General features: G+C 66.9%; 23 protein-coding genes. 8 read left to right on the top strand and 15 right to left on the bottom strand.

Features of this window, described 5'->3' with window-relative positions:
* Positions 1-41: 41 nt before the first annotated feature.
* Complete coding sequence (locus tag OHA10_RS37190) at positions 42-179, top strand: hypothetical protein (protein WP_371403487.1); 138 nt, start codon at positions 42-44, stop codon at positions 177-179.
* Positions 180-194: 15 nt separating this feature from the next.
* Here OHA10_RS37190 and OHA10_RS37185 read toward each other — a convergent pair whose 3' ends face one another.
* On the bottom strand, positions 195-821 hold the full coding sequence (locus OHA10_RS37185) for a VOC family protein (RefSeq protein ID WP_371403486.1): 627 nt from the start codon (positions 819-821) through the stop codon (positions 195-197).
* 356 nt (positions 822-1177) lie between these two features.
* On the opposite strand from OHA10_RS37185, the gene OHA10_RS37180 reads away from it, so the two are divergent.
* The gene (locus tag OHA10_RS37180) at positions 1178-1399 is read left to right on the top strand and encodes a hypothetical protein (RefSeq protein ID WP_371403485.1); all 222 of its coding nucleotides are present in this window, start codon (positions 1178-1180) and stop codon (positions 1397-1399) included.
* A gap of 501 nt (positions 1400-1900) precedes the next feature.
* On the opposite strand, the gene OHA10_RS37175 is transcribed toward OHA10_RS37180, so the two are convergent.
* Both OHA10_RS37175 and OHA10_RS37170 read right to left on the bottom strand, forming a co-directional pair.
* The gene (locus OHA10_RS37175) at positions 1901-2593 is read right to left on the bottom strand and encodes a hypothetical protein (RefSeq protein WP_371403484.1); all 693 of its coding nucleotides are present in this window, start codon (positions 2591-2593) and stop codon (positions 1901-1903) included.
* A gap of 145 nt (positions 2594-2738) precedes the next feature.
* Positions 2739-3104, bottom strand: coding sequence for a PRC-barrel domain-containing protein (locus tag OHA10_RS37170; protein WP_371400644.1), 366 nt, complete (start codon positions 3102-3104; stop codon positions 2739-2741).
* A 577-nt stretch (positions 3105-3681) separates the two neighbouring features.
* Between OHA10_RS37170 and OHA10_RS37165 the strand changes: the two genes are divergently transcribed.
* Together OHA10_RS37165 and OHA10_RS37160 are read left to right on the top strand one after the other, a co-directional pair.
* Positions 3682-3873 carry a hypothetical protein gene (locus tag OHA10_RS37165; protein WP_371403483.1) on the top strand — a complete coding sequence of 64 codons (192 nt, stop codon included), beginning with the start codon at positions 3682-3684 and terminating at the stop codon, positions 3871-3873.
* A 264-nt stretch (positions 3874-4137) separates the two neighbouring features.
* Complete coding sequence (locus tag OHA10_RS37160) at positions 4138-4524, top strand: hypothetical protein (protein ID WP_371403482.1); 387 nt, start codon at positions 4138-4140, stop codon at positions 4522-4524.
* 507 nt (positions 4525-5031) lie between these two features.
* On the opposite strand, the gene OHA10_RS37155 is transcribed toward OHA10_RS37160, so the two are convergent.
* From OHA10_RS37155 to OHA10_RS37145, 3 genes are all read right to left on the bottom strand, one after another.
* Positions 5032-5385: a nuclear transport factor 2 family protein gene (locus OHA10_RS37155; RefSeq protein ID WP_371403481.1), complete on the bottom strand. Its 354-nt coding sequence runs from the start codon at positions 5383-5385 to the stop codon at positions 5032-5034.
* Positions 5386-5710: 325 nt separating this feature from the next.
* Positions 5711-6118, bottom strand: a complete 408-nt coding sequence (locus OHA10_RS37150) for a nuclear transport factor 2 family protein (protein ID WP_371403480.1) — start codon at positions 6116-6118, stop codon at positions 5711-5713.
* Positions 6119-6215: 97 nt separating this feature from the next.
* Positions 6216-7046: an SDR family NAD(P)-dependent oxidoreductase gene (locus tag OHA10_RS37145; protein WP_371403479.1), complete on the bottom strand. Its 831-nt coding sequence runs from the start codon at positions 7044-7046 to the stop codon at positions 6216-6218.
* Positions 7047-7123: 77 nt separating this feature from the next.
* Between OHA10_RS37145 and OHA10_RS37140 the strand changes: the two genes are divergently transcribed.
* On the top strand, positions 7124-7780 hold the full coding sequence (locus tag OHA10_RS37140; protein ID WP_371403478.1) for a TetR/AcrR family transcriptional regulator: 657 nt from the start codon (positions 7124-7126) through the stop codon (positions 7778-7780).
* 60 nt (positions 7781-7840) lie between these two features.
* Here the strand turns inward: OHA10_RS37140 and OHA10_RS37135 are convergent, their stop codons facing one another.
* Entirely contained in the window at positions 7841-8686 is an 846-nt protein-coding gene (locus tag OHA10_RS37135; RefSeq protein WP_371403477.1) for a helix-turn-helix transcriptional regulator, read from the bottom strand.
* Between the two features lie 128 nt (positions 8687-8814).
* On the opposite strand from OHA10_RS37135, the gene OHA10_RS37130 reads away from it, so the two are divergent.
* The gene (locus OHA10_RS37130) at positions 8815-9759 is read left to right on the top strand and encodes an SDR family oxidoreductase (RefSeq protein WP_371403476.1); all 945 of its coding nucleotides are present in this window, start codon (positions 8815-8817) and stop codon (positions 9757-9759) included.
* Between the two features lie 183 nt (positions 9760-9942).
* Here the strand turns inward: OHA10_RS37130 and OHA10_RS37125 are convergent, their stop codons facing one another.
* The 3 genes from OHA10_RS37125 to OHA10_RS37115 form a co-directional block, all read right to left on the bottom strand.
* Positions 9943-10209, bottom strand: coding sequence for a hypothetical protein (locus OHA10_RS37125; RefSeq protein WP_371403475.1), 267 nt, complete (start codon positions 10207-10209; stop codon positions 9943-9945).
* Between the two features lie 403 nt (positions 10210-10612).
* The gene (locus tag OHA10_RS37120) at positions 10613-11404 is read right to left on the bottom strand and encodes a L,D-transpeptidase family protein (RefSeq protein WP_371403474.1); all 792 of its coding nucleotides are present in this window, start codon (positions 11402-11404) and stop codon (positions 10613-10615) included.
* A gap of 71 nt (positions 11405-11475) precedes the next feature.
* Positions 11476-11856 (bottom strand): GNAT family N-acetyltransferase, encoded by a 381-nt coding sequence (locus tag OHA10_RS37115; RefSeq protein ID WP_371408028.1) that lies wholly within the window; start codon positions 11854-11856, stop codon positions 11476-11478.
* Between the two features lie 40 nt (positions 11857-11896).
* On the opposite strand from OHA10_RS37115, the gene OHA10_RS37110 reads away from it, so the two are divergent.
* Entirely contained in the window at positions 11897-13144 is a 1248-nt protein-coding gene (locus tag OHA10_RS37110; RefSeq protein ID WP_371408027.1) for a BTAD domain-containing putative transcriptional regulator, read from the top strand.
* Positions 13145-13294: 150 nt separating this feature from the next.
* Here OHA10_RS37110 and OHA10_RS37105 read toward each other — a convergent pair whose 3' ends face one another.
* Both OHA10_RS37105 and OHA10_RS37100 read right to left on the bottom strand, forming a co-directional pair.
* Positions 13295-13711, bottom strand: coding sequence for a hypothetical protein (locus OHA10_RS37105; protein WP_371403473.1), 417 nt, complete (start codon positions 13709-13711; stop codon positions 13295-13297).
* A 10-nt stretch (positions 13712-13721) separates the two neighbouring features.
* A complete protein-coding gene (locus tag OHA10_RS37100) occupies positions 13722-14609 on the bottom strand; it encodes an SEC-C metal-binding domain-containing protein (RefSeq protein WP_371403472.1) in 888 nt (295 codons plus the stop codon).
* A gap of 362 nt (positions 14610-14971) precedes the next feature.
* Here OHA10_RS37100 and OHA10_RS37095 point away from each other — a divergent pair, with 362 nt between their 5' ends.
* Positions 14972-15859: a LysR family transcriptional regulator gene (locus tag OHA10_RS37095; protein ID WP_371403471.1), complete on the top strand. Its 888-nt coding sequence runs from the start codon at positions 14972-14974 to the stop codon at positions 15857-15859.
* A gap of 43 nt (positions 15860-15902) precedes the next feature.
* On the opposite strand, the gene OHA10_RS37090 is transcribed toward OHA10_RS37095, so the two are convergent.
* From OHA10_RS37090 to OHA10_RS37080, 3 genes are read right to left on the bottom strand one after another with little or no spacing between them, the layout of a single operon-like run.
* The gene (locus OHA10_RS37090) at positions 15903-16877 is read right to left on the bottom strand and encodes an aldo/keto reductase (protein ID WP_371403470.1); all 975 of its coding nucleotides are present in this window, start codon (positions 16875-16877) and stop codon (positions 15903-15905) included.
* A 59-nt stretch (positions 16878-16936) separates the two neighbouring features.
* On the bottom strand, positions 16937-17884 hold the full coding sequence (locus tag OHA10_RS37085) for a hypothetical protein (RefSeq protein ID WP_371403469.1): 948 nt from the start codon (positions 17882-17884) through the stop codon (positions 16937-16939).
* Positions 17881-19182 carry a glycoside hydrolase gene (locus OHA10_RS37080; RefSeq protein WP_371403468.1) on the bottom strand — a complete coding sequence of 434 codons (1302 nt, stop codon included), beginning with the start codon at positions 19180-19182 and terminating at the stop codon, positions 17881-17883. Before OHA10_RS37080 ends, OHA10_RS37085 begins: the two co-directional genes overlap by 4 nt.
* Positions 19183-19184: the final 2 nt, after the last annotated feature.

Below are 19184 nucleotides of genomic sequence, written 5' to 3'. Positions count from 1 at the left end.
GCAGCGCCTACCTCGACGCCAACGGCCGTGCGCTCGGCACCTTGTCCACGCTCGGCCTCTCGATCCCCATCACCAACACGATCGGCGACCTGAACCACGAACTGACCTACGCCCGCCCCCACTCCGGTCTCGACAACCTCCGCCTGGTGCTCGGAACCGAGCCATTCACCGGATCCTGAGAGGACCGCGTTTGGTCAGTCGTCGGGGATGCCGGGGCCACTCAGGGCCGGCACGGTGTCCTCGGTGGCGGCCAGCGAGCGGGCGGCGCGGCGGAACTGGTCGAGCTTGTCGACGATGGTCTGGCCGACGGGGGTGTGGCCCCAGATGCTGATGCCCTGCTGGGTGCTCGGCTCCCAGATGGATTCGTCAACGACGACCGGGTTCCAGCCGACCTCCCATTCGAACCCGGACGGGGTGCGCGCGTAGTACGACAATTCCTTGTCGTTGGTGTGCTGCCCGACCGACAACGCCATTCCGAAGCCGAGCTCGTGCACCCGCTGGTAGCTGGCTGCGACGTCGTCGAGGGTCGAGGCCTGGATGTTGAGGTGCTGGACGCGGGTGCGGATGGGGTCGATCGGCAACCCTTGGGTGCCGGCGATCGCGATCGAGTGGTGGCGCCCGTTGACGCGCAGGAACCGGATCTTCAGTTTGACGCCGCTGATGGTCTCGTCGATGTAGTCGGTCAGTCGGGCGTCGAACACGGTGTTGAAGTAGCCGCGCAGCTGGGCCGGCTTGCTCGACGTGATGGCCACATGGCCCAGGCCCGAGTCGCCGGTGACGAATCCGGAGGCCGGCATGCGCAGCGGCTCGGGTGTCGTCACTGCCTCGGTGTAGATCTCCTGGTTGATTCCTTTCGGGCCGGGGAACCGGAGCAGCCGCTCGACTCCCCGCAGTTAGGGCAGCCGCGGTACCGCTGGCCGGGCTGGTTCTGTTCGGCTACGACTTGATGCGAGACGTCTCGGGGCACCATCCCGAAATCGGTCGTTTTCGGGACGACCGATTGGCGGTACCTCGAAACACCTGAAACCCGTCCCGAGAACTAGTCCCGAAACTGCGTGGCGCTCTGACCCTTTCGGGATCGTTTTCGAGACGATCACCCCACGACGACGTCTACGACAACACCGTCCGGATCGGATATGCCCGCGTCTCGACTCGGGTCCAGGCCGGCGACACCCTCGTGGTCTGCAAACCCGACCGGATCGCGCGCTCGATGAAAGAACTCCTCGTACTCCTCGAAGACCAGTTGCACGCCCGGACGATCAACCTGCACATCCTCACCGGGATCTGCGCCGGCACCCATCGGCGACAAGATGCTCTTCCTGGTCCACCCTCTACCGCGCCCTACCCACCAGATACCGCGAGCCTGGACAGCTGGCGCCAAGCCTCGACTCGGGTGTAGAGAAACGGTGCGTGTTCGGGCACTCCGCCGACCCCGTTTCCTAGACACGTCCCGGAGCCGAAGCGCTGGCCAGCACAGCCTCGAGTGCCCAGCCTGGCAATCGGTCGTTGTGGCCGATCTTGCATACTCAGTGGCACCAAGTGCTGGACGATCAGATAAACGCCAAATTGGACGCGCCGCCGAACAGATCAGCCGCGCCCCCGTGGCATTCAGGAGAGGCTCCTGCGCATGACTGACCAATCGCCACGGGAGCCGCGGGAACCTGCCAAGGAGCGCGCCCTGAGGTGCTGGATCTCGGCGGAGGTGAAGACTCGACTCGAGGAGTATACGAAGGCCAACGGACTCAAGGAGGGGTTCGTGACCGAGCAAGCCCTGGCGGAGTACCTGGACGAGCGTGGCTTCTAGGGTCCCTACGTCCCGAGGCAGACCGAGCAGAGGACGTTGAGAATCGATCGACTCCCAACACCACACTCCTGCAGCGAGGATGCCGACGCCCAGGGATCACCGCCGCGGCGCGGACATCGGCGGGGGAGGGGAGCAACGATGACTGCACCGGTACGAACGACCCGGGGAAGAGAAAGGCACCGCCGGCGTCTCCGCTACCCGTCCTGCGGCAACACCCCGGCACAGGGGATCGACGCCGACCAGCACGGGACGATCTCGCGGTCGCGTGGTTCGTCGATGACATGACGGGCAGATGACCGTCGAGCGGTTCTGCTCGCACTGCCAGCCCAAGGGAGCGGTGGCCACCCCTGCATGCAGGGTGATCACCAGGTACAGCACCGACAGCGCCGCGCGCAGCCGATCCGGGAGCCTGGTGTCGTCGGGCACGCGGCAGGGGATGCGCGCGGCCTTGATCTTGTATTTGGCACACACGAGGCGCTTGGCCATGGTCTCCTCGCTGACCAGGAACGCCGAAGCCACCTCTGCGGGGGTGAGTCCTGCGATCAGGTGGAGAGTGAGTGCCACCTGATGCTCTACCCGGAGGGACGGGTGGCAGCAGGTGAAGACGAGCCGCAGCTGGTCGCGCATGACGTCTGAGGTCTCCGGGTCGGGGGTGGACTGGCCCCGAAGCCGGTCGGATGCGATCTTCTCGGTGAGTTCGCGGCCGCGCCGGCTTCGGCGGACAAGGTCGACGGCCCTGTTCCGCGCCGGTTCGGGCAACCCGCCGACCGTGTGAGCTATGCGATCCATGATCGCGCTCGTCCTGCCGTCCAACCACGATCCGCTCAACGAGCGTGGGACCTCCCCGGCCACCACTCTCACAAGGAGTTGCTATAGGCAACGAGCGCGCAGAGGCGCCGGCCTCGGGGGCGAGACCGGCGCCAACTGTGTGGGGCTACATGCCGCGTTTGTAGTAGTCGCCGTAGTAGTTGCCCAGGCGGTCGCGGTAGTCGCGGTCGTCGTAGTCGGACGCATCGGGGTCGTACTCCGGGGCGTCCTTGATCTGGTCCTTCGTGCGGTCGACGTACACCTTCTCGTCGTCGTGGTCGATCCGCTGGACGACGCCGGCGGGCAGCAGGACCTTGCGGCCGAGGATCCACGGACCGGTGTCGACCACGATCGACGCGGCGCCGACGTCGTTCGTCGCCTTGTCGATCTTGCCGATGTCGCCATCGGTGGCCGCGATCTTGTACCCGACGATGTTCGTGCCCTGGGTGTAGCCGACATCCTCGCGGTAACTCCACGGCTCGAATGTGCTCATGATGGTCTTCCTTCCGCACACAGGGACGGTTCCAGCCTTGCGGTACCCCACGACGCCCCTTGAATGCGCGGACACCTGGCGCCATGATCGGCAAGCGCCGTCCCGCCGGTACAACGCCGATTGAACACGTTCGGATGGAAGGTTTCCTGAACAGGAAACCTTCGCTGGTGGCGAGATCGGCTTCGCCGCCTAAGGTTGGAATCCGTCGCGTCGGCGCGTCGCGACCTGGCGGGCAGCTGGTCAGATAGGCCCGCTGATGGTTGTTCGGTGGCCCCCAACCTGCAGCTTTCCGATAGTCGGGCGGGCAGGGATTGAGATTCCGATGAGCTGGGCACGTCAAGCACAGTGAGGGCCAGTCATTGCGACTGCTGACTGCGGTGAGGCTTCAGCCCCGAGTCACTACAGCCCCCACGTGCGCTCGGGCGGGCCCGGGCCGGTGAGCTGAGGGGCATCGCCGGCGGGCCAGGCCCAGCGCCCTGATGTGTGAAGGCGTGAGCGTGCAACGTCGGCCGTCGGAGATGGACGGTTGGTGCCTTGTGTACTGGTCGGCCAAGGGCGATTGTGGAGGGAGCAGACGATGCCAGAGGCAACAGCGAGCCGTAATAGCGGCCAGGGTTGGACCGACGAGCAGGTTCGGCAGTTGCGTGAGCTTGCCGAGGGCAACACGCCAGTGGGTGTGATGAGTGTGAAGCTCGGGCAGACCGAGGAAGCCGTCCGGTCCCAGGCAGCTGGAGCGCATCACGCCGGCGCCGCCGAACGGGCTCCGTAGGGTGACATGGGCTGAGTTCCGGGCGGATGCTGGTGACGTGGCCGACGGGTGGCGGTGCGGGAGGTGCGACGGGGCCAAGGTCCCAGAGCACAAACGGGATGAATTGCACTTGATGCAACATTGCTCGCTGATCCGGATCAGCTGATCGCGCAGGTCAGGGAGGTGCAATGAGCGTGCGAGTAGGAGCGTCAGCAGCCGCTGACCTGGGCAGACGGGCTCACAGCAACATTGATGCATCTAGTGCAACAGCCTGGAGATGGTCTGATGAATCGTGACGAGAAGCGGAACCGCGATGCTGCGCTGCCCGGTCTGACTGTTCAACTCAAGGTGCCTACAGTGGCGATGCAGGCTGCGTTGCCCGGGACTCTCGAGATCGACGCTTCCACAAACTGCCTGGTGGTCCGCAGCCCGATGAGCTTTGCTCCCGGCGTCGACACCCTCGTCGACATCGATGTGGCCTGGCCTCCAGGCTGGAGTGTCGCACTCCTTGACGGCACACTCGCCCTGATTGACGCAAACGGACAAGTCGCCGGCCGGCCAGGCGACGAGGTAGTTGTCGGAGGCGGCTTCAAAGACACAAGCCGAATGGGCATCGTCTCGTGCACAGGCAAAGGGCGGATATTCGAGGCGTCCGAGCTCGAGCGCACTTGAGCGAACTTGTCGAAGCTCGCCGAGGCACCCAGTCCTCATAACCCAGCACTGCTCACGAACCAGAGCCAGTCGTCGCAGTCGCCGATCCCTCTGTGGACAGGAATACCGCATACTTCGAATATGCACCGGTTGCCAGTCAAACGGAATGAGTAGCTGACCTTCACGGAGATGAGGACTGAGCGCGTCGGGCAAAGTCGACCCCAATGGACGATGCTCGGCCACAAGGTAACCAGCGCGGATCCCGGCCTCCCCGCGAGAGGCTCGTCTCCAACGCGCCGCGGCGACGTCGGGCTCAGCTGCGTCGTGAAGGTATTCGCGGTGCGGGCCGGCTGCGACATCCTGGTGATGGTGTTGCCGGACGTCGTCGACGACATCGCCGCACAGGTGATGGCCCGCGACATCGCCGTGCGGGTAGAGGAGGAACTCACGCCCCGGCCAGATCGGCGTCACCGTCGTCCCGCGAGTCCCGCGCTACCGAGGTCGCCGAGTGAGCCGAGGTCGAGGTCGTCATTCGGCGTATTTCGCGCGCCACTCCGGCGGATCGAACGGCGAGCCGTAAATGCGCGTCTCGCGGGTGATTCGTCCGTCGCGGAACTCGACGATGTTCGCCACGTAGTACACGTCACCGCCGTAGTCCGACCGCAGCAGGACGACGAAATCATCCCCGGCACCGGTGATCCGGAGGACCTTGATCGATGGTGGCGCCGGGTATTCGCGCTGCATGGCCTGCATCCGGTCGCGGCCGACGATGCGTTCACCGGACTGCGGCATCTCCAGCACGTAGTCCTCGGCGCGCAGGTCGTGTTCCGCCTCGGCCGATAACGCGAGTTGGCCACCTGTCGGCCACAATCGCTCAAGCAATTCCCGATTCCGGTCCATGATTCAGAGTCGCATGGACTCTTCATGTGCCTTAAGAGGTCAGCGGCTGCGATCCTCGCGGAGGTGGGTTGTGCTGCTGCCCGGTCGGCGTACTGACGGTGCGGCCCTGGGTGCGGGCTTGTGCCCGGACCGCGGTGACGAGTTTGTTGGGAATACCGCACACTTCGAATATGTACTCGTTGCCAGTGCATCGATCCTGCCCGCTGCGCAGCGCGTCGCGGCCCGTGAGCTCGCGGATGGTGGTGTGGCCGCGCCGGACGGACTGGCGCAGCTGGAGCAGCGTGATGCTGCTCCAGCCTGTCCAGGATCAGGCGGGTTCGATCGACAGGTCGGTGACCAGATCGTCCTTCGTCGCGAAGGTGAATGCGAACGGTAACGGGCTCCCGGGGTACTGGCCGGCGCCCGAGGCGATGAGCCGGTCGTTCTCGAACGAGATCGGCGTGAGCACGATCTTGGGATCGATCAGGTGCGATTGGATCCACGCGCGGATCTCGCCGCCGCTGGTGTAAGTCTTCCCGTCGTCGAACACGGTCGCTTCGTCGTTGAAGACGGCCAACAGCGCCTCCGCGTCGTGGGCGTTGTTGGCTGCGATGAAGTTCTCGATGGCTTTCGGGACGGTGATGGTGCCCATGGTTGTGTCCTTTCTTGCTGGTGTGGCCAGAACGCGGTCGCGTTCTGGAAGTCGGGACCGGTCGAGTCCCTCCGAGTCGAGCACGAGGGCTCGTCGCCCTTTCGGGTGTCGGCCGGCTGCGCGTTCGCCCGGCCGACGCCGGGGTCAACGCCGATCATTCGGTCGAGGTGGTGGGGCGCTACTAGAAGTCCGCGCTCCGCGAGAGCTTCTCGTTCTCGCGAAGCTCTGCAAGGGCGTTCTCATGCATGGCCACGACGACGTCGTAGCCGGAGTTGCCGAGCACGATGCGCTGCGGTGGAACGGGAGCGTTCATCGCACTGATCACGGCCTGCACACCGCGCACGGGATCACCCGCCTGCTTGCCGTTCTGGTCCACGAACGCCGCCTTGACGCCCTCGATCATCGGCACGTAGGCATCGACGGTCTCGTCGACAGGCTCGTCCTGGAAGCCGGCGTAGGCCTTGGTGCGGAACGCTCCCGGCTCCACGACGAGCACACGCACTCCGAACGGCTCGACCTCGTAACGCAGTGTCTCCGAGAGCCCTTCCAGGGCGAACTTCGCGGCCGCGTAGTAGCCGAACCCTGGGGCGCTGACGAGGCCTGCCACCGACGACATGTTCACGATCCAGCCGTCGCCACGCGCTCGCATCCCCGGCAGAACCGCCCGCACCACTTCGACCACCCCGAACAGGTTCAGGTCGAACGTACGGCGGACCACGTCGTCCCGAGCGCCCTCGACGGAACCGAACCAGCCTCGGCCGGCGTTGTTGACGAGCACGTCGATCCCACCGAACCGCTCCTCAGCCGTCCTGACCGCCGCCCGCACCTGAGCTGCGTCGGTCACGTCGAGCTCGAGAACCAGCACGCGGTCGTCGTACTGGTCAGCCCATTCCTGCAGCTCGGCCGGTCGGCGCGCGGTCAGTACCACTTGATCGCCCTGTTCCAGCGCGGTCTCGGCGTAGGTCAGGCCGAATCCTCCAGGCGTGCCACCTGTGATGAACCAAGTCCTCACGGACATCTCCCCTCGCTATAACGACTCATGTATCGCTATAGATGTCAATGTAGCGATACATGAGCTAATATAGCAACATGCAGAATGCACGGGATCGACTCCTGCTCGCCGCAGCGGAGCTACTGCAGACCACCGGCACGGTCTCCACGAGGGCCGTATGCGAACGGGCCGGCGTACAGGCGCCGACGCTGTACCACCACTTCGGCAGCAAGCAGGGCCTGATCGACGCCGTCGCGAACCACGGCTTCACCCAGTACACAGCCGTCGAGAGCTCCGGCGACCCGCTCGACGACCTGCGCGAGGGCTGGGACAAGCACGTGCGGTTCGGGCTCGAGCACCCGACGTTCTACGCCCTGCTCTATGGCCGCGCCGAGCCCGGAAAGCCCTGCGCCGTCACCGCTCCGGCCCACGCCGCGCTGCGCGAGAGGTTCAGCGAAGCGGCCTTGAAGGGCCTACTGAAGGTGCCCGCGGAAGACGCTGCCGAGCAGGTGTTCGCCGCGAACATTGGCGTGACGCTGACGCTGATCACGCAGCCGGACCCGGACTACGCGCTGTCCGAACGCGTCCGCGAGGCGGCGCTGGCCGGCGTGCTGAACTCAACGGCGGGAGACACCCCGACGACCCGTGCAAGTGCCGCGCTCACGCTGGGCGCGATGCTCCGCGAAGACCCAGCCGACCTCACGCCAGGAGAACACGCGCTGCTGACCGAACTGCTCGATCGTCTGGCTCGCTGACGGGATTCCGCCCCCGGAAGGCGTCATGTTCCATGGCTGGCTTGTCATTGGGCCCCCACGTCAGCGTTCGATGTCGAAGCGCGCTCCGATGACGGACAGGAGTTGGAGTTTTTCGTGGCTTTCGCTGCCGGGGTGGGCGGTGTAGACGAGCAGGCGGTGGGACTGGTCGGGGTCGAGCAGAGACTGGCAGGTCAGCTCGAGTGCGCCGACTTCGGGATGCACGAAGCGCTTGACGTCATTCGGATAGATGCCGACCTCGTGGTTGTCCCAGACCTGCCGGAACTCCTCGCTCTGGTCCAGGAGCAGGCGAACGAACTCCGCCGCGCGGGAGGCCGGGCCACGCATCGTGACGATCTGCCGCAGGCCGGCGGCGAACATCCGGGTCAGGAATGCGTGGTCCTGCGGGGCGTAGAGCTCTCGAGTGGCGGGTTCGGTGAACCATCGGTAGCCGATGCTGCGGGCGGGGCCGCTGTAATTGGTGGTGTCGCCGGTGAGCGCGACGCCGAGTGTGGTCTGCCGCAGGGTCTCGCCGAGCTCGGTGACGATCTCGGCTGGGGTGTCGTCGAGGCGGTCGAGGATGCGGAGCAGGCCGGGGCTGATGTGCTCGCTGGTCACGCCCCGGGCCGGCGGGTTGTGACCGGCCAGCCGGAACAGGTGGTCGCGTTCGTCCAGTGAGAGGTGGAGTCCCTGCGCGATGGAGGCGATCATCTGCTCGGACGGCTGCGGTCCGCGTTCTCGTTCGAGCCGGGCGTAGTAGTCGGTCGACATGTGGCACAGCGCCGCCACCTCCTCGCGCCGTAGCCCGCTCGTACGACGGCGCCGTCCGCGTGGCAGGCCGACGTCCTCGGGCTGCAACTGTTCGCGGCGGTGGCGAAGAAATTCGGCCAACCCTGTGCGATCGATCAAGTCCTCTTCCTCTCGAGTGGTACTTCGTTTCTACCGCGTGCGACCGGCCGTAGCCACGGATCGGTAGGCCGTGGTTACCGCGGATGGTTCGTCCGACGATCGATGACAACCACGGGAAAGGCGAACCAGTGCGACGTACACCAACAGACATCAAGATTCCCGACCTCTCCGGACGGCGCGCCGTCATCACCGGTGCGAGCGACGGGATGGGGCTGGGGATGGCTGCACGGTTGGCCGCAGCCGGCGCGGAGGTGATCCTGCCCGTCCGTAACTCACGTAAGGGCGAGTCCGCGATCGCGGAGATCAGACGGGCCGTACCGGGCGCGAACATCTCATTGCGCGGCCTCGACCTGTCGTCGCTCGAATCGGTCGCGGCGCTGGGAGAGAGACTGCGCGAGGAGGGTCACCCGATCCACATCCTGATCAACAACGCGGGAGTGATGACGCCGCCGAACCGGCAGACCACGGCCGACGGTTTCGAGCTGCAGTTCGGCACCAACCACCTGGGCCACTTCGCCCTCGTCGGTCAGCTTCTCCCGCTGCTACGCGACGGTCTCGCCCGCGTCACTTCGCAGATCAGCGTCGCGGCGCGACGCGGCAACATCAACTGGGATGACCTGAACTGGGAGCGCTCGTACGACGGCATGCGCGCCTACAGCCAGTCCAAGATCGCCTTCGGGCTGTTCGGCGTCGAGTTGGAGCGCCGTAGCAAGGCCCACGGGTGGGGCATTACCAGCAATCTGTCCCATCCCGGGGTGGCTCCCACCAGTCTTCTGGCGGCGCGTCCCGAGCTCGGGCGCAGCCGTGACACGCCGCAGGTCCGTATGATCAGGGCGCTCTCGGCTCGCGGCATCCTGATCGGTACCGTGGAGACCGCCAAGCTGCCCGCCCTGATGGCTGCGACCGACCCCCACGCCAAGGCCGGCGCGCTCTACGGCCCCAGCGGTCTCGGCAACCTCGGCGGCCCACCCGCCGAACAGCGGCTGTACCCGCCGCTTCGCAGTCCCGAGGACGCCGAGCGGGTCTGGCGAGTCTCCGAGGAGCTGACCAGGACTGCACTTCCGGCGACCTGACAGGTCCCGCCGGTCGACGCAGTGGTACAGCTGCGAGCCGCTGACTCTGGTCACAGGCGCCACCGCCGGCATCGGCCGAGCGATCGCGCTCCGGCCGGCCGGGCTGGGCACACGTCGTACTGCACGGCCGGGCCGCCCCGACTGAGGCTCGTTCAGTCGGGGCGCGTTGGGGATACCGGACGTTCAGCGGACGGTGACTGCCTTGGCCACCGAGACTGTCTGGGCGTGGTCTGCGTCTGCAGTGAAGACTGTTCGGTACGCGTAGGTGCCGCGCGTCCTGGGCTTGATGCCGAACGCGTAGGCCCCGGCCGAGTTGAGCTTGACTGTTGCGATGGTCTTCCAAGTCCGGTTGACGTACTGCTGCAGATAGACAGGCTTGCCGGCGTGTGCGGGCCTTACTGCACCGTAGAACTTCGTCGTGGCGCCGAGCGCGATGGCCGTGGAGGACACAGCGGCACTGATCGTCGGCCTGGATCCCCAAAGAGTCTCAGGACCGGATCGCCGGTCGTGCCTAGAATTGCGCGGGCTCGGGGGCGGCTGGTCTTGGTGGTCATCCCACTGCGATCGGATGTCGCCGGTCCCGACGGTACGCCGGAAGGTTTCGGGCTCCGGACGTACTGGCTATATCGCCGTCGTCGGAAGGCCCTTGCGGCGGTGATCAGACGTTACCACCGTTGCCACTCAGGCGCTTTCCGGTTCGTGGCAGCGGAACGGACCTCGAGGCTCGGGGCCGAGGTGGCTGCGATAGGCATCGGCCTGCTCCGTCGCTGCTCCGTGGGAGGGCGACAAGTGTCGATCAATGATGAGTACCGGTGTGCACAAACCCGCAGGTCAGAGCCGGAATTGGATGGTTCTAGTACTCGCCGTAGACCTGGACCTTGGTGCCGATGGGGGTGTCGGCGTAGATCTGGTGGATTTCGGGGCGCATGACGCGGACGCAGCGGTGGCTGGCGGGGTAGGGCTTGATGAGGGAATTGACTCGGGAGCCGTGCAGCGCGATGCCGGGGCGGTCCTTCAGGAAGTACAGGGAGTCGTACATGTACGCGTCCTCGTACAGGCTGCTTTCGTGTGCGCCGGCCCATTTGCGCCAGACCTTGCCGGTGCGGTTCGGGGTGTCGTAGCCGGGGGCGCCGGTGGAGATCCAGACGATCCGCTTGTAGGTGTTTCCGACGATCTGGTACAGGATCTGGCAGGTCTTGTTGACGTAGATGCCGGGGGAGCGGGTCGGCGTCGGGCGCTTGGTTGCGTTGAGCACCGAGTACGCGTCGTTCAGGGTCAGGCCGGCGCGGCTGACCGGCATACCGTTCGTCTCGCGCCACGCGCACAGCGCCTGCTTGGCGCGGGCGGTGATGTCACCGTCGATGTCCCCGACCGGGTACCCGAGCTTGTCCAGCTGCCGTTCGACCCGCAACGCGTAGTACGCCGGCTTCTGCTTCACCCTGGGCTTCGGTGTCACGGTCGGCTTGACCGTCGGCTTCACGGTCGGGGTGGCGCTCGGCGTCGTGCTGGGGGTCGTGCTGGGGGAAGAGGCTGTAGACGAAGGGGTATTCGAGGGGCTCGTCTCGCTCGCGGCCACGTCGGAACACCCCGCGAGCACGAACGACAACACGACGGCACCGGCGACCAGACCACGACGACGCGACACGGGCGACCCCTCTCTCAGCCTTTTCAATGTCGCAGAACCACGCCGGGTAAGCGTGCAACGACCCGCCGAGACTAATGCGCCGAAGGTTCCCCGGCGGTGTCAGTCGCAGGTCCCGTCACCGAACCGTTGCCGAGGTCCGGCGCCGGATCGTCCCGCAACCGGCTGCAGAGATACCCGTCCCGCAGCCGCCCGGCCCGGACCTCGCACCCGCGGATCACGCCCTCGAGCCGGAAACCCGCCTTCTCCAACGACTTCTGCTCGGCCAGGTACTCCGGATGGGTCGCGGCCTGGATCCGCTGCACCGGCGTGTGTTCGAACAGGTACGCCGTCAGCATCGCCTGCGCCCGCCACCCGATCCCGCGCCCGCGGTACTCCGGCAGCAGCGCGATCCCGATCTCCCAGTACTTCGTCCGGCCGTCGAACGACCCCGACCGCCAACTCCAAACCCTCAGCGCACAAGAACCCCTGCGCGACCGCCTGATCGCATTGCTGATGACAGCGCTCTACCGCTGCGGCCGCCAGGCCGACGCGTTGTCGACGTACGACGGATTCGCGCGCCGGCTCGTGGACGAGTTCGGGCTCGACCCGAGCGACGAGCTGCGCGCGCTCCGCCAATCGATCCTGACGTCCGCGCTCGACGGCGAGTGGCAGCACCAGAACCAGCTTCCGCTCGACATCCGCAACCTCGTCGGCCGCGACGATCTCATCACCGAGGTCGTCGACCTGCTCACCGCAACCGAAGGCGTCCGGATCGTCGCCCTTTCCGGCACCCCCGGCGTCGGCAAGACCGCCGTCGCCGTTCGCGTCGCGCGCGAGCTGACCGAACGCTTCCCGGACGGGCAATGGTTCGTTCGCCTCCGTGGCGCATCGGACCAGCCGCGCCACGCGGACGACGTACTCGTCGAGCTGCTTCGGGCATCCGGCGTCGACTCGCACGCGATCCCGGACGACGGCGATGCGCGCGCCGCACTCTTCCGCTCGCGCCTGGCGACGCGCAGCATCCTGCTCGTCCTCGACGACGCCCAGGGACGCGGCCAGGTCCGTCCACTCCTCCCGGGTACGCCGACCAGCGCCGTCCTCGTCACGAGCCGGAACCCGCTCGACGCCCTCGCCGCGCTCGATGGCGGCATCCCGATCCGTGTCCCGACCCTGACCCCCGAAGCAGGCACGGCCCTCGTCTACTCGATGCTTCAGGCAACCAATGACGTCGGGGAACTGGTCGATCTGTGCGCCGGTCTCCCGCTCGCACTGCGCATCGCCGGCGCCGTCGCCGCACGCGGCTCGGTCGCGGCCTTCGTCTCGCGCATGCGTCGTCAACCGCGCCGGCGCCTACAAGGAACTCGGCGAACTCGAGCTCGCGGCAGCAGACCTGCGCCGCGCCGAGCCGTTGGTGGACAATCGCCTCGACGGGATCCAGCGGGGGCTGGCGAAGGCCGGCGTCGAGAACCGGCTAGGTCGTCACGGGGACGCGCGCCGGATCGCGACCGACGTACTGCGGGACAGTCGCGAGATCGACAACAGCTACGACACCTGTATCGCGCTGCAGGCGCTCGCCGAGTCCCACCTGCACACCGGCGACCTCGCGACCGCACGGACGTACTTCGAGGAAGGCGAGGCGCTCGCCGCGAATTCCGGCTATGCGACCGTCCTCGCCGAGCTGCACTGCGACCTTTCCCTGTGCAACTTCCTCGACGGCGAGATCGAGCTCGCCCACGCCCAGGCGACCCAGGCGCTGGCTGATTCTGCCGAGTACGGCATCGGGCGGCAATTGGCGCACGACCTGCTGGCCCGCTGCTGCAGGGCCCTCGGCCGCCCTGACGAGAGGCGGCGGCCCACCAGGCCGCCGCCGACGCATTCTGCCGGCAGACCGGCTACGTCCCGCGCTGAGGTTTACAGACCGAGGTCGCGAAGGAACTCCGGCTTGTACGCCTGGACCACGACGTACCGCTGGTCCGGGACCTCCATGCCCGCGTTCTTCGCCTCGTCGCTGGCCGCGTCGTGCGGGCCGACCGGCACGCTCGGATCGGTCCAGTCCTGCTCGGCCGGGTTCCAGCGCGTGATCGTGTACGTCGCGTCGAGATGGTCGTCGGCGACCAGATCCTTGGCGGTCCGCTCAGCCTCCTGGGCGTCCTCGAGCGTGTGCGTGTACATCAGCATCCGGTTCCCGTCCCGGGTCACCGTCACCTGACTCCCGAGCCGCTTCCGTGCGTCGTCATCCAGATCCAGCGCCCGCAACCGGTCCCAGAACGTCAACCCGTGCCCCTCGTCACTGAGCACAACCTCGACCCGAAACTCCTCATCCGCCATGCCGCACACCCTACCCACTAGGATCCGCACGAGAGGGCACAGGCTCTGCGGCAGGCAGCGGCCCACCGCAGCACTTCTTGTACTTGACACCCGATCCACACCAGCACGGCTGGTTGCGCGGCGGCGGCCAGGCGACACGTCGCCCGTCGGGTAGTTCGTCGTGACGGGTCCTGACATCTCGCAGGCAGTCCTGGAGACCGAAGTACGTCCAGGTCGCGATCGTGACCCGCTGCTTGCGGTCGCGCAGCTCGCGCTCGACCATGTGACAGTAGCGGTCGGCGTTTCCGCCGATGAGGTGCTTGCGCCACCGCACGGCGTCGTCGAACTCGCTCCGATCCCACACCTCGATGCGGCCGTTGCTCACCGTTGGCAGGCGGAGGAGATCGTGCAGCTCGGCCTCCCGATCCAGTACCTCGTCCTTGCCCTGCTCCCCGAGCAGATCGATGCCATCCAGCGGCAACCCCAGCTTCCACTTCACACGTCGTCTACCGGTCACCAGCGCTCGAACCCGGTGGGTGTTGGTGACGTCTTCGGCGGTCATGTTGTCGGCCGCGATCTCGTACCAGAGCAGGGCATCGTCCAGCTCACCACGCCGCTCCAGCATCTCGGCCGCGCTGCGCCACGCGGATGCGTAGATCCGCCCGTCGGTCATAACGGCCTCAAGTTGGCTCCGAGCTTCGCTCTGCCGGTTCGCCAGAAACAGGTAGTCGGCATAGTCCACCCTGGCGCTGTCGCCCGCTCTACCTCCTTCGCTGATCAGCTGCTGCCAAATTGCCACGGCTCGGTCGGGTCTTCCCTGGGCCGCGTGCTCGTTGGCGATGATGAGCAAGGCGAAGGTCCGGCCGAGTTCGGTATCTGTCCAGTGGTTGCGGAGTTCGTCCGCCAAGGGATCTTCCATGCTGGGGAAGGTATTCGGATCCGCTCGCTCGGAGACCGCTGATTTGGTGCTGTGGATATCTCCCGCACCCATCGCAGGCGGACCTGCCGCACTGATCAACGTCTGCCAGTGCGGGCTGTTCACTGTGCCATCGAGCGTGTCTGCGGCCTCCTGGCACGGTTGGTCAGTGGTGGGTGTTCGCCCCTGCCGACAGAGGTGGACCGCCAGGCCATCGCAATCGCGGCAGACGGGCCCGGCTGCGCCTGGGGTGCGCTTCAGCAGGCTTTTATGATGGCCGGGCGATCCGCCTCGGTGGGCGGCGCTGTAATCCAACATGCGGCGCCGCAGAATCGGGGTGATTCGATCGACTACAGTTCTTAGTCATGGAGCTGAGGCACTTGGAACACTTCGTGGCGGTGGCTGAGCAGAAACACTTCACCCGGGCCGCCGAGGCGATGTCGATCTCGCAGTCGGGGTTGTCCGCGTCGATCCGCGCGCTCGAGCGTGAGCTGCGGGCGTCACTGTTCGTCCGGAACACCCGCAGCGTGGAGCTCACCGAGGCGGGGCGGGCGCTGCTGTGCGAGGGACGTCGTACCCTTGCCGCCGCCGAGGCCGCCAAGGATGCGGTCGCCGCGGTCCAGGGGCTGCTGCGCGGGCACCTGACCGTCGGGCTGGAGCAGTGCCTCGGCGTGGTCGACGTACCGGCGCTGCTCGCGAAGTTCCGCTCGGCGTACCCGGCCGTCGAGATCGAGGTCCGCCAGGGCGGCTCCACGCCGATGCTGGACGAACTCGCCTCCGGCCGGCTCGACGTCGCGTTCGTCGCCACCGCCGGCGACCCCGTCGACGGGCTCGACCTCCGGCCGCTGTCCCGCGAGTGCATGGTGCTCGTCTGCGCGCCGGACCACCGCCTCGCGAAGGCGTCGAGCGTCACGCTGGACGACCTGATCGGCGAGTCGTTCGTCGACTTCGACCCGACCTGGGGCGCTCGCGCGATCTCGGACCGAGCCTTCACCACGGCCGGCGTCGCTCACCCCGTGACGATCGAGGTCAACGACGTACACACGCTCCTGGCCCTCGTTGCCTACGACCTCGGCGTCGCCCTGGTCCCCGAGCGCATCGCCGCCAAACACGGCGACCACGTCACCGTCCCCCTGGCCCCCGGCGCAGCCTCCGCCTGGCAAGTCTCAGTAGCCGTCCCCACCGGCCCCGCCGCCTCCCTGGCCGCCGACGCCCTCATCGGCATGCTCCCCACCACCGCGGTCCACGCATAGAACAGCCGGCCGCCTTTGGTGGCGACCGGCTGTCTGGTGCGTCTTACCAGGCGTAGTCCTCCGGGGAGGTCTTGTAGCCGGGGAAGATTTCGTCGAGGCGGGCGAGGGCCTTCTCGTCGAGCTTGACGTCTACCGCGCGGACGGCGGAGTTGAGCTGCTCCATCGTGCGGGGGCCGACGATCGGGCCGGTGACGGCGGGCTGGTGCAGAAGCCAGGCGAGGGCGAGCTCACCGGGCTCGTGGCCGAGCTCGTCGGCGAACGCTTCGTACTGCTCGATCTGCGGGCGCAGACGCTCCAGCGTCTCCTTGGCGCGGCCCTCGAGCCGGCGTACGCCCTCGTTCTCCTTGCGTACGACGCCGCCGAGCAGACCGCCCTGCAGCGGCGACCACGGGATCACGCCGAGGCCGTAGTACTGCGCGGCCGGCAGGACCTCGCGCTCGACGTCGCGGACGAGCAGGTTGTAGATCGACTGCTCGCTGACCAGGCCGATGTAGTTGCGCCGCGCGGCCGCCTCCTGCGCCTGCGCGATGTGCCAGCCGGCGAAGTTGCTGGATCCGGCGTACAGGATCTTGCCCTGCTGGATCGCGACCTCGATCGCCTGCCAGATCTCGTCCCACGGCGTCGCGCGGTCGACGTGGTGGAACTGGTACAGGTCGATGTAGTCGGTCTGCAGCCGCTTCAGCGACGCGTCGAGCGCGCGGCGGATGTTCAGCGCGGACAGCTTGCCCTCGTTCGGCCAGCCGTCGCCCATGTCGCCGTACACCTTGGTCGCCAGCACGGTCTTGTGCCGGTTCGACGGGTCCTTGGCGAACCACTCGCCGATGATCTCCTCGGTCCGCCCCGGGTAGATGGCCCGCCCGTACCCGTTCGCGGTGTCGAAGAAGTTGATGCCCTTGTCATGCGCCGCGTCCATGATCGCGTGCGCGTCCCCCACCTCGGTGTGAGGACCGAAGTTCATCGTCCCCAGCACGATCCGACTAACCGACAACCCAGTACGCCCAAGATGAGTGAAGTCCATACCCACCACCCTTGCTCGCCGCGGCCAACTCTTCCAACAAAAGAATCAGGACAGTCCCATCACCTGAGCTTCTGAGTCAGTCGGGCCCGGACCGTTTCGGTCGGCGTGGCGCCACCTTCGGCGATCGCATCGAGCAACGCCCCGACGAGCGCCGGCGCCTGTGCGTGGCGGAGATCAACACCCTCACACCTACGGCGAAGAGCGACGAACAAGGGCGCGTCCGGTTCCGGTACCAGGCCACCTCCGACTACTACGGTCACTGGTCTGACCAGTCCACAGGTCCGCGCGAGACTGCCGATGTACTCCGCGAGCCGCTCCGCCTGCGTATCGACCAACCCAGCCACCACCGGGTCGTCGTCGATGAGCGCCAGTACGGCGGGAGCATGCGCTGCCTGAGCCGCGAAGTTGAACGCGTTGCCGCGAGCCGTCGTGAGCTCGAGCATCTCCTCCGGCGTGGAGGCACCGACCAACGGCGGGAGTACGGCGGCGAGCTTCGTCGACTCACCGATCCCGAGCTCAGCCAGGTACACCGCCCGCAATGCCTCGCTCACCAGACCGGCAGCGCCGAGCGGATGCTGCAGCCACCACGACAGCGCCCACTCCTTCGCCGGCCCTCGGCCCGCGAGCGCTGCGCCCGTACCCAGTACGACGGAGATGCCCTGCCCGTCCAGCCGGCCGCACCGAATCAGCGCGAACCCGTCGTTCTTGATGCTGAGACTGTTGAAGCGCGGCTCCAGCGCCGCACTCCAGAACTGCTCGTCCGCCGGCCAGTCCACGCCTGCCAACCGGAACGCCGCGTGCTTGACCTCGGACGGCTCGAGGTCTGCAGCCTGGAGCACCTCGTCGACGAGGCTGAGTACGACGGCTCGCGCCGTCTCGGGCCCCGCTGGTGCGTAGATGTCGCCGACACCGCCGCGAGCCAGGGCGATCAGGTCACCATCCGCGGTGGTCAGACCAGCCCAGGTCTTGGTGTTCCCGGCGTCGACCGCGAGGAAGACGTCTCTCACCGCAGGAGTCTCTCCGGCAGGTACGCCGAGTGCGCGGCGGCCATCTCGTCGTACAACGGCTCGGCGATCGCCAGGTCGGGCACGAGCGGATTCGCGATCAGCGCGCGAATCGCGTCGGCCCGATTGCCCTCCCAGGCGGCCTTCGCCGCGAGCATCTGGTAGTCGGCGAGCTGGCGCGTGACGCCTCGGACAGCAAGCGGCAGCGCCTGCTGTGGCTCGATGTGGCAACCCTTGCGGTTCACGTTGCAGTACACCTCGACGACGGTCTCGGCATCGAAGCCCGGTAGCGCCCCGTCGGCGTTCGGCAGGTTGACGGGTAGGCGTGCGCCCGTGTCGTTGTAGTAGGCACTCATGACGTCGATCGCCAGCTCCAGCTCGTGGATTCCGCCGCGCGACCGAGCCGGATCGAGCTCGGGGTGGCTGGCCTCGGCCTGCTCGCGGTAGTGCTCCCAGTACCCAGGAACCTCGTTCATGATCACTTCCGAACGGGTCCGCGGCGCGGCCTGCTGCGCTCGGAACACCTCGTTCCGGAAGTAGTAGTAGTTGAAGTAGTCCGACGGGATCGACTGCATGACCACGGCCAGATGCAGCGCACGCTTGGAGTTGTCGTCGAGCGTCGGGTCGTCCTTGCGCTCTTCCCATGCGGCTTCGAGGAGCGGCATGACGTCCTTGCCGTCGTACAGGTGCTCGTAGCTCCAGCAGTTGTGGTTGACGCCGGCCATCGTGACCTTGGCCCGCTCCGGATCGAGCCCGGCCGCCCGCAGTACGACGGGCGGGAACACGAGCGGACCCTCGCACATCGAGTAGATCGGGACTGGCGTGTAGCTCGCGACCGCCTGCGACACGATGTTGACCGGGTTGGTGTAGTTGAAGATCACTGCGTTCGGGGCGACCGCTTGCAGGTCGTCGGTGATGCCGCGCATGTCGTTGATCGAGCGCAGCGCCATGAAGAAACCGCCCGGCCCCTGCGTCTCCTGGCCGATCACGCCGTGCTTGATCGGAATGCGCTCGTCCAGGGCCCGCGCGTCGAAGTTGCCCGGACGGAAGCTGGTCAGTACGGCGTCGACGTCGGTCAGACCAGCACGCTGGTCCGTCGTCGCGGTGACCGTGATGCCGTCACCGCCCTGTGCCGCGAGCTTCTCCGCGATCCGGCGGACGATCTCCAGCCGCTCCGGATCCTTGTCGATCAGCACGACTTCCGAGCCCGCGAACTCCGGCCCGTGCCACAAGAACGACGCCATGGTGCCGGCCGCTCGGGAGGATCCGCCACCGATGTAGGCCATCTTGATTCGAGCCATGT

This window comes from Kribbella sp. NBC_00662 (assembly GCF_041430295.1).
Taxonomy (GTDB): Bacteria; Actinomycetota; Actinomycetes; order Propionibacteriales; family Kribbellaceae; genus Kribbella.
Note: the sequence above shows the minus strand (reverse complement) of the source record. Positions and strands in the feature narration are given on the sequence as shown.

Bases quoted from the DNA above. Each gene is read 5' to 3' on its own strand.
- OHA10_RS37175 (WP_371403484.1), bottom strand. From the start codon at position 2,593: ATGGATCGCATAGCTCACACGGTCGGCGGGTTGCCCGAACCGGCGCGG.
- OHA10_RS37170 (WP_371400644.1), bottom strand. From the start codon at position 3,104: ATGAGCACATTCGAGCCGTGGAGTTACCGCGAGGATGTCGGCTACACC.
- OHA10_RS37165 (WP_371403483.1), top strand. From the start codon at position 3,682: ATGCCAGAGGCAACAGCGAGCCGTAATAGCGGCCAGGGTTGGACCGAC.
- OHA10_RS37160 (WP_371403482.1), top strand. From the start codon at position 4,138: ATGAATCGTGACGAGAAGCGGAACCGCGATGCTGCGCTGCCCGGTCTG.
- OHA10_RS37140 (WP_371403478.1), top strand. From the start codon at position 7,124: ATGCAGAATGCACGGGATCGACTCCTGCTCGCCGCAGCGGAGCTACTG.
- OHA10_RS37110 (WP_371408027.1), top strand. From the start codon at position 11,897: ATGACAGCGCTCTACCGCTGCGGCCGCCAGGCCGACGCGTTGTCGACG.
- OHA10_RS37105 (WP_371403473.1), bottom strand. From the start codon at position 13,711: ATGGCGGATGAGGAGTTTCGGGTCGAGGTTGTGCTCAGTGACGAGGGG.
- OHA10_RS37100 (WP_371403472.1), bottom strand. From the start codon at position 14,609: ATGGAAGATCCCTTGGCGGACGAACTCCGCAACCACTGGACAGATACC.
- OHA10_RS37095 (WP_371403471.1), top strand. From the start codon at position 14,972: ATGGAGCTGAGGCACTTGGAACACTTCGTGGCGGTGGCTGAGCAGAAA.
- OHA10_RS37090 (WP_371403470.1), bottom strand. From the start codon at position 16,877: ATGGACTTCACTCATCTTGGGCGTACTGGGTTGTCGGTTAGTCGGATC.
- OHA10_RS37080 (WP_371403468.1), bottom strand. From the start codon at position 19,182: ATGGCTCGAATCAAGATGGCCTACATCGGTGGCGGATCCTCCCGAGCG.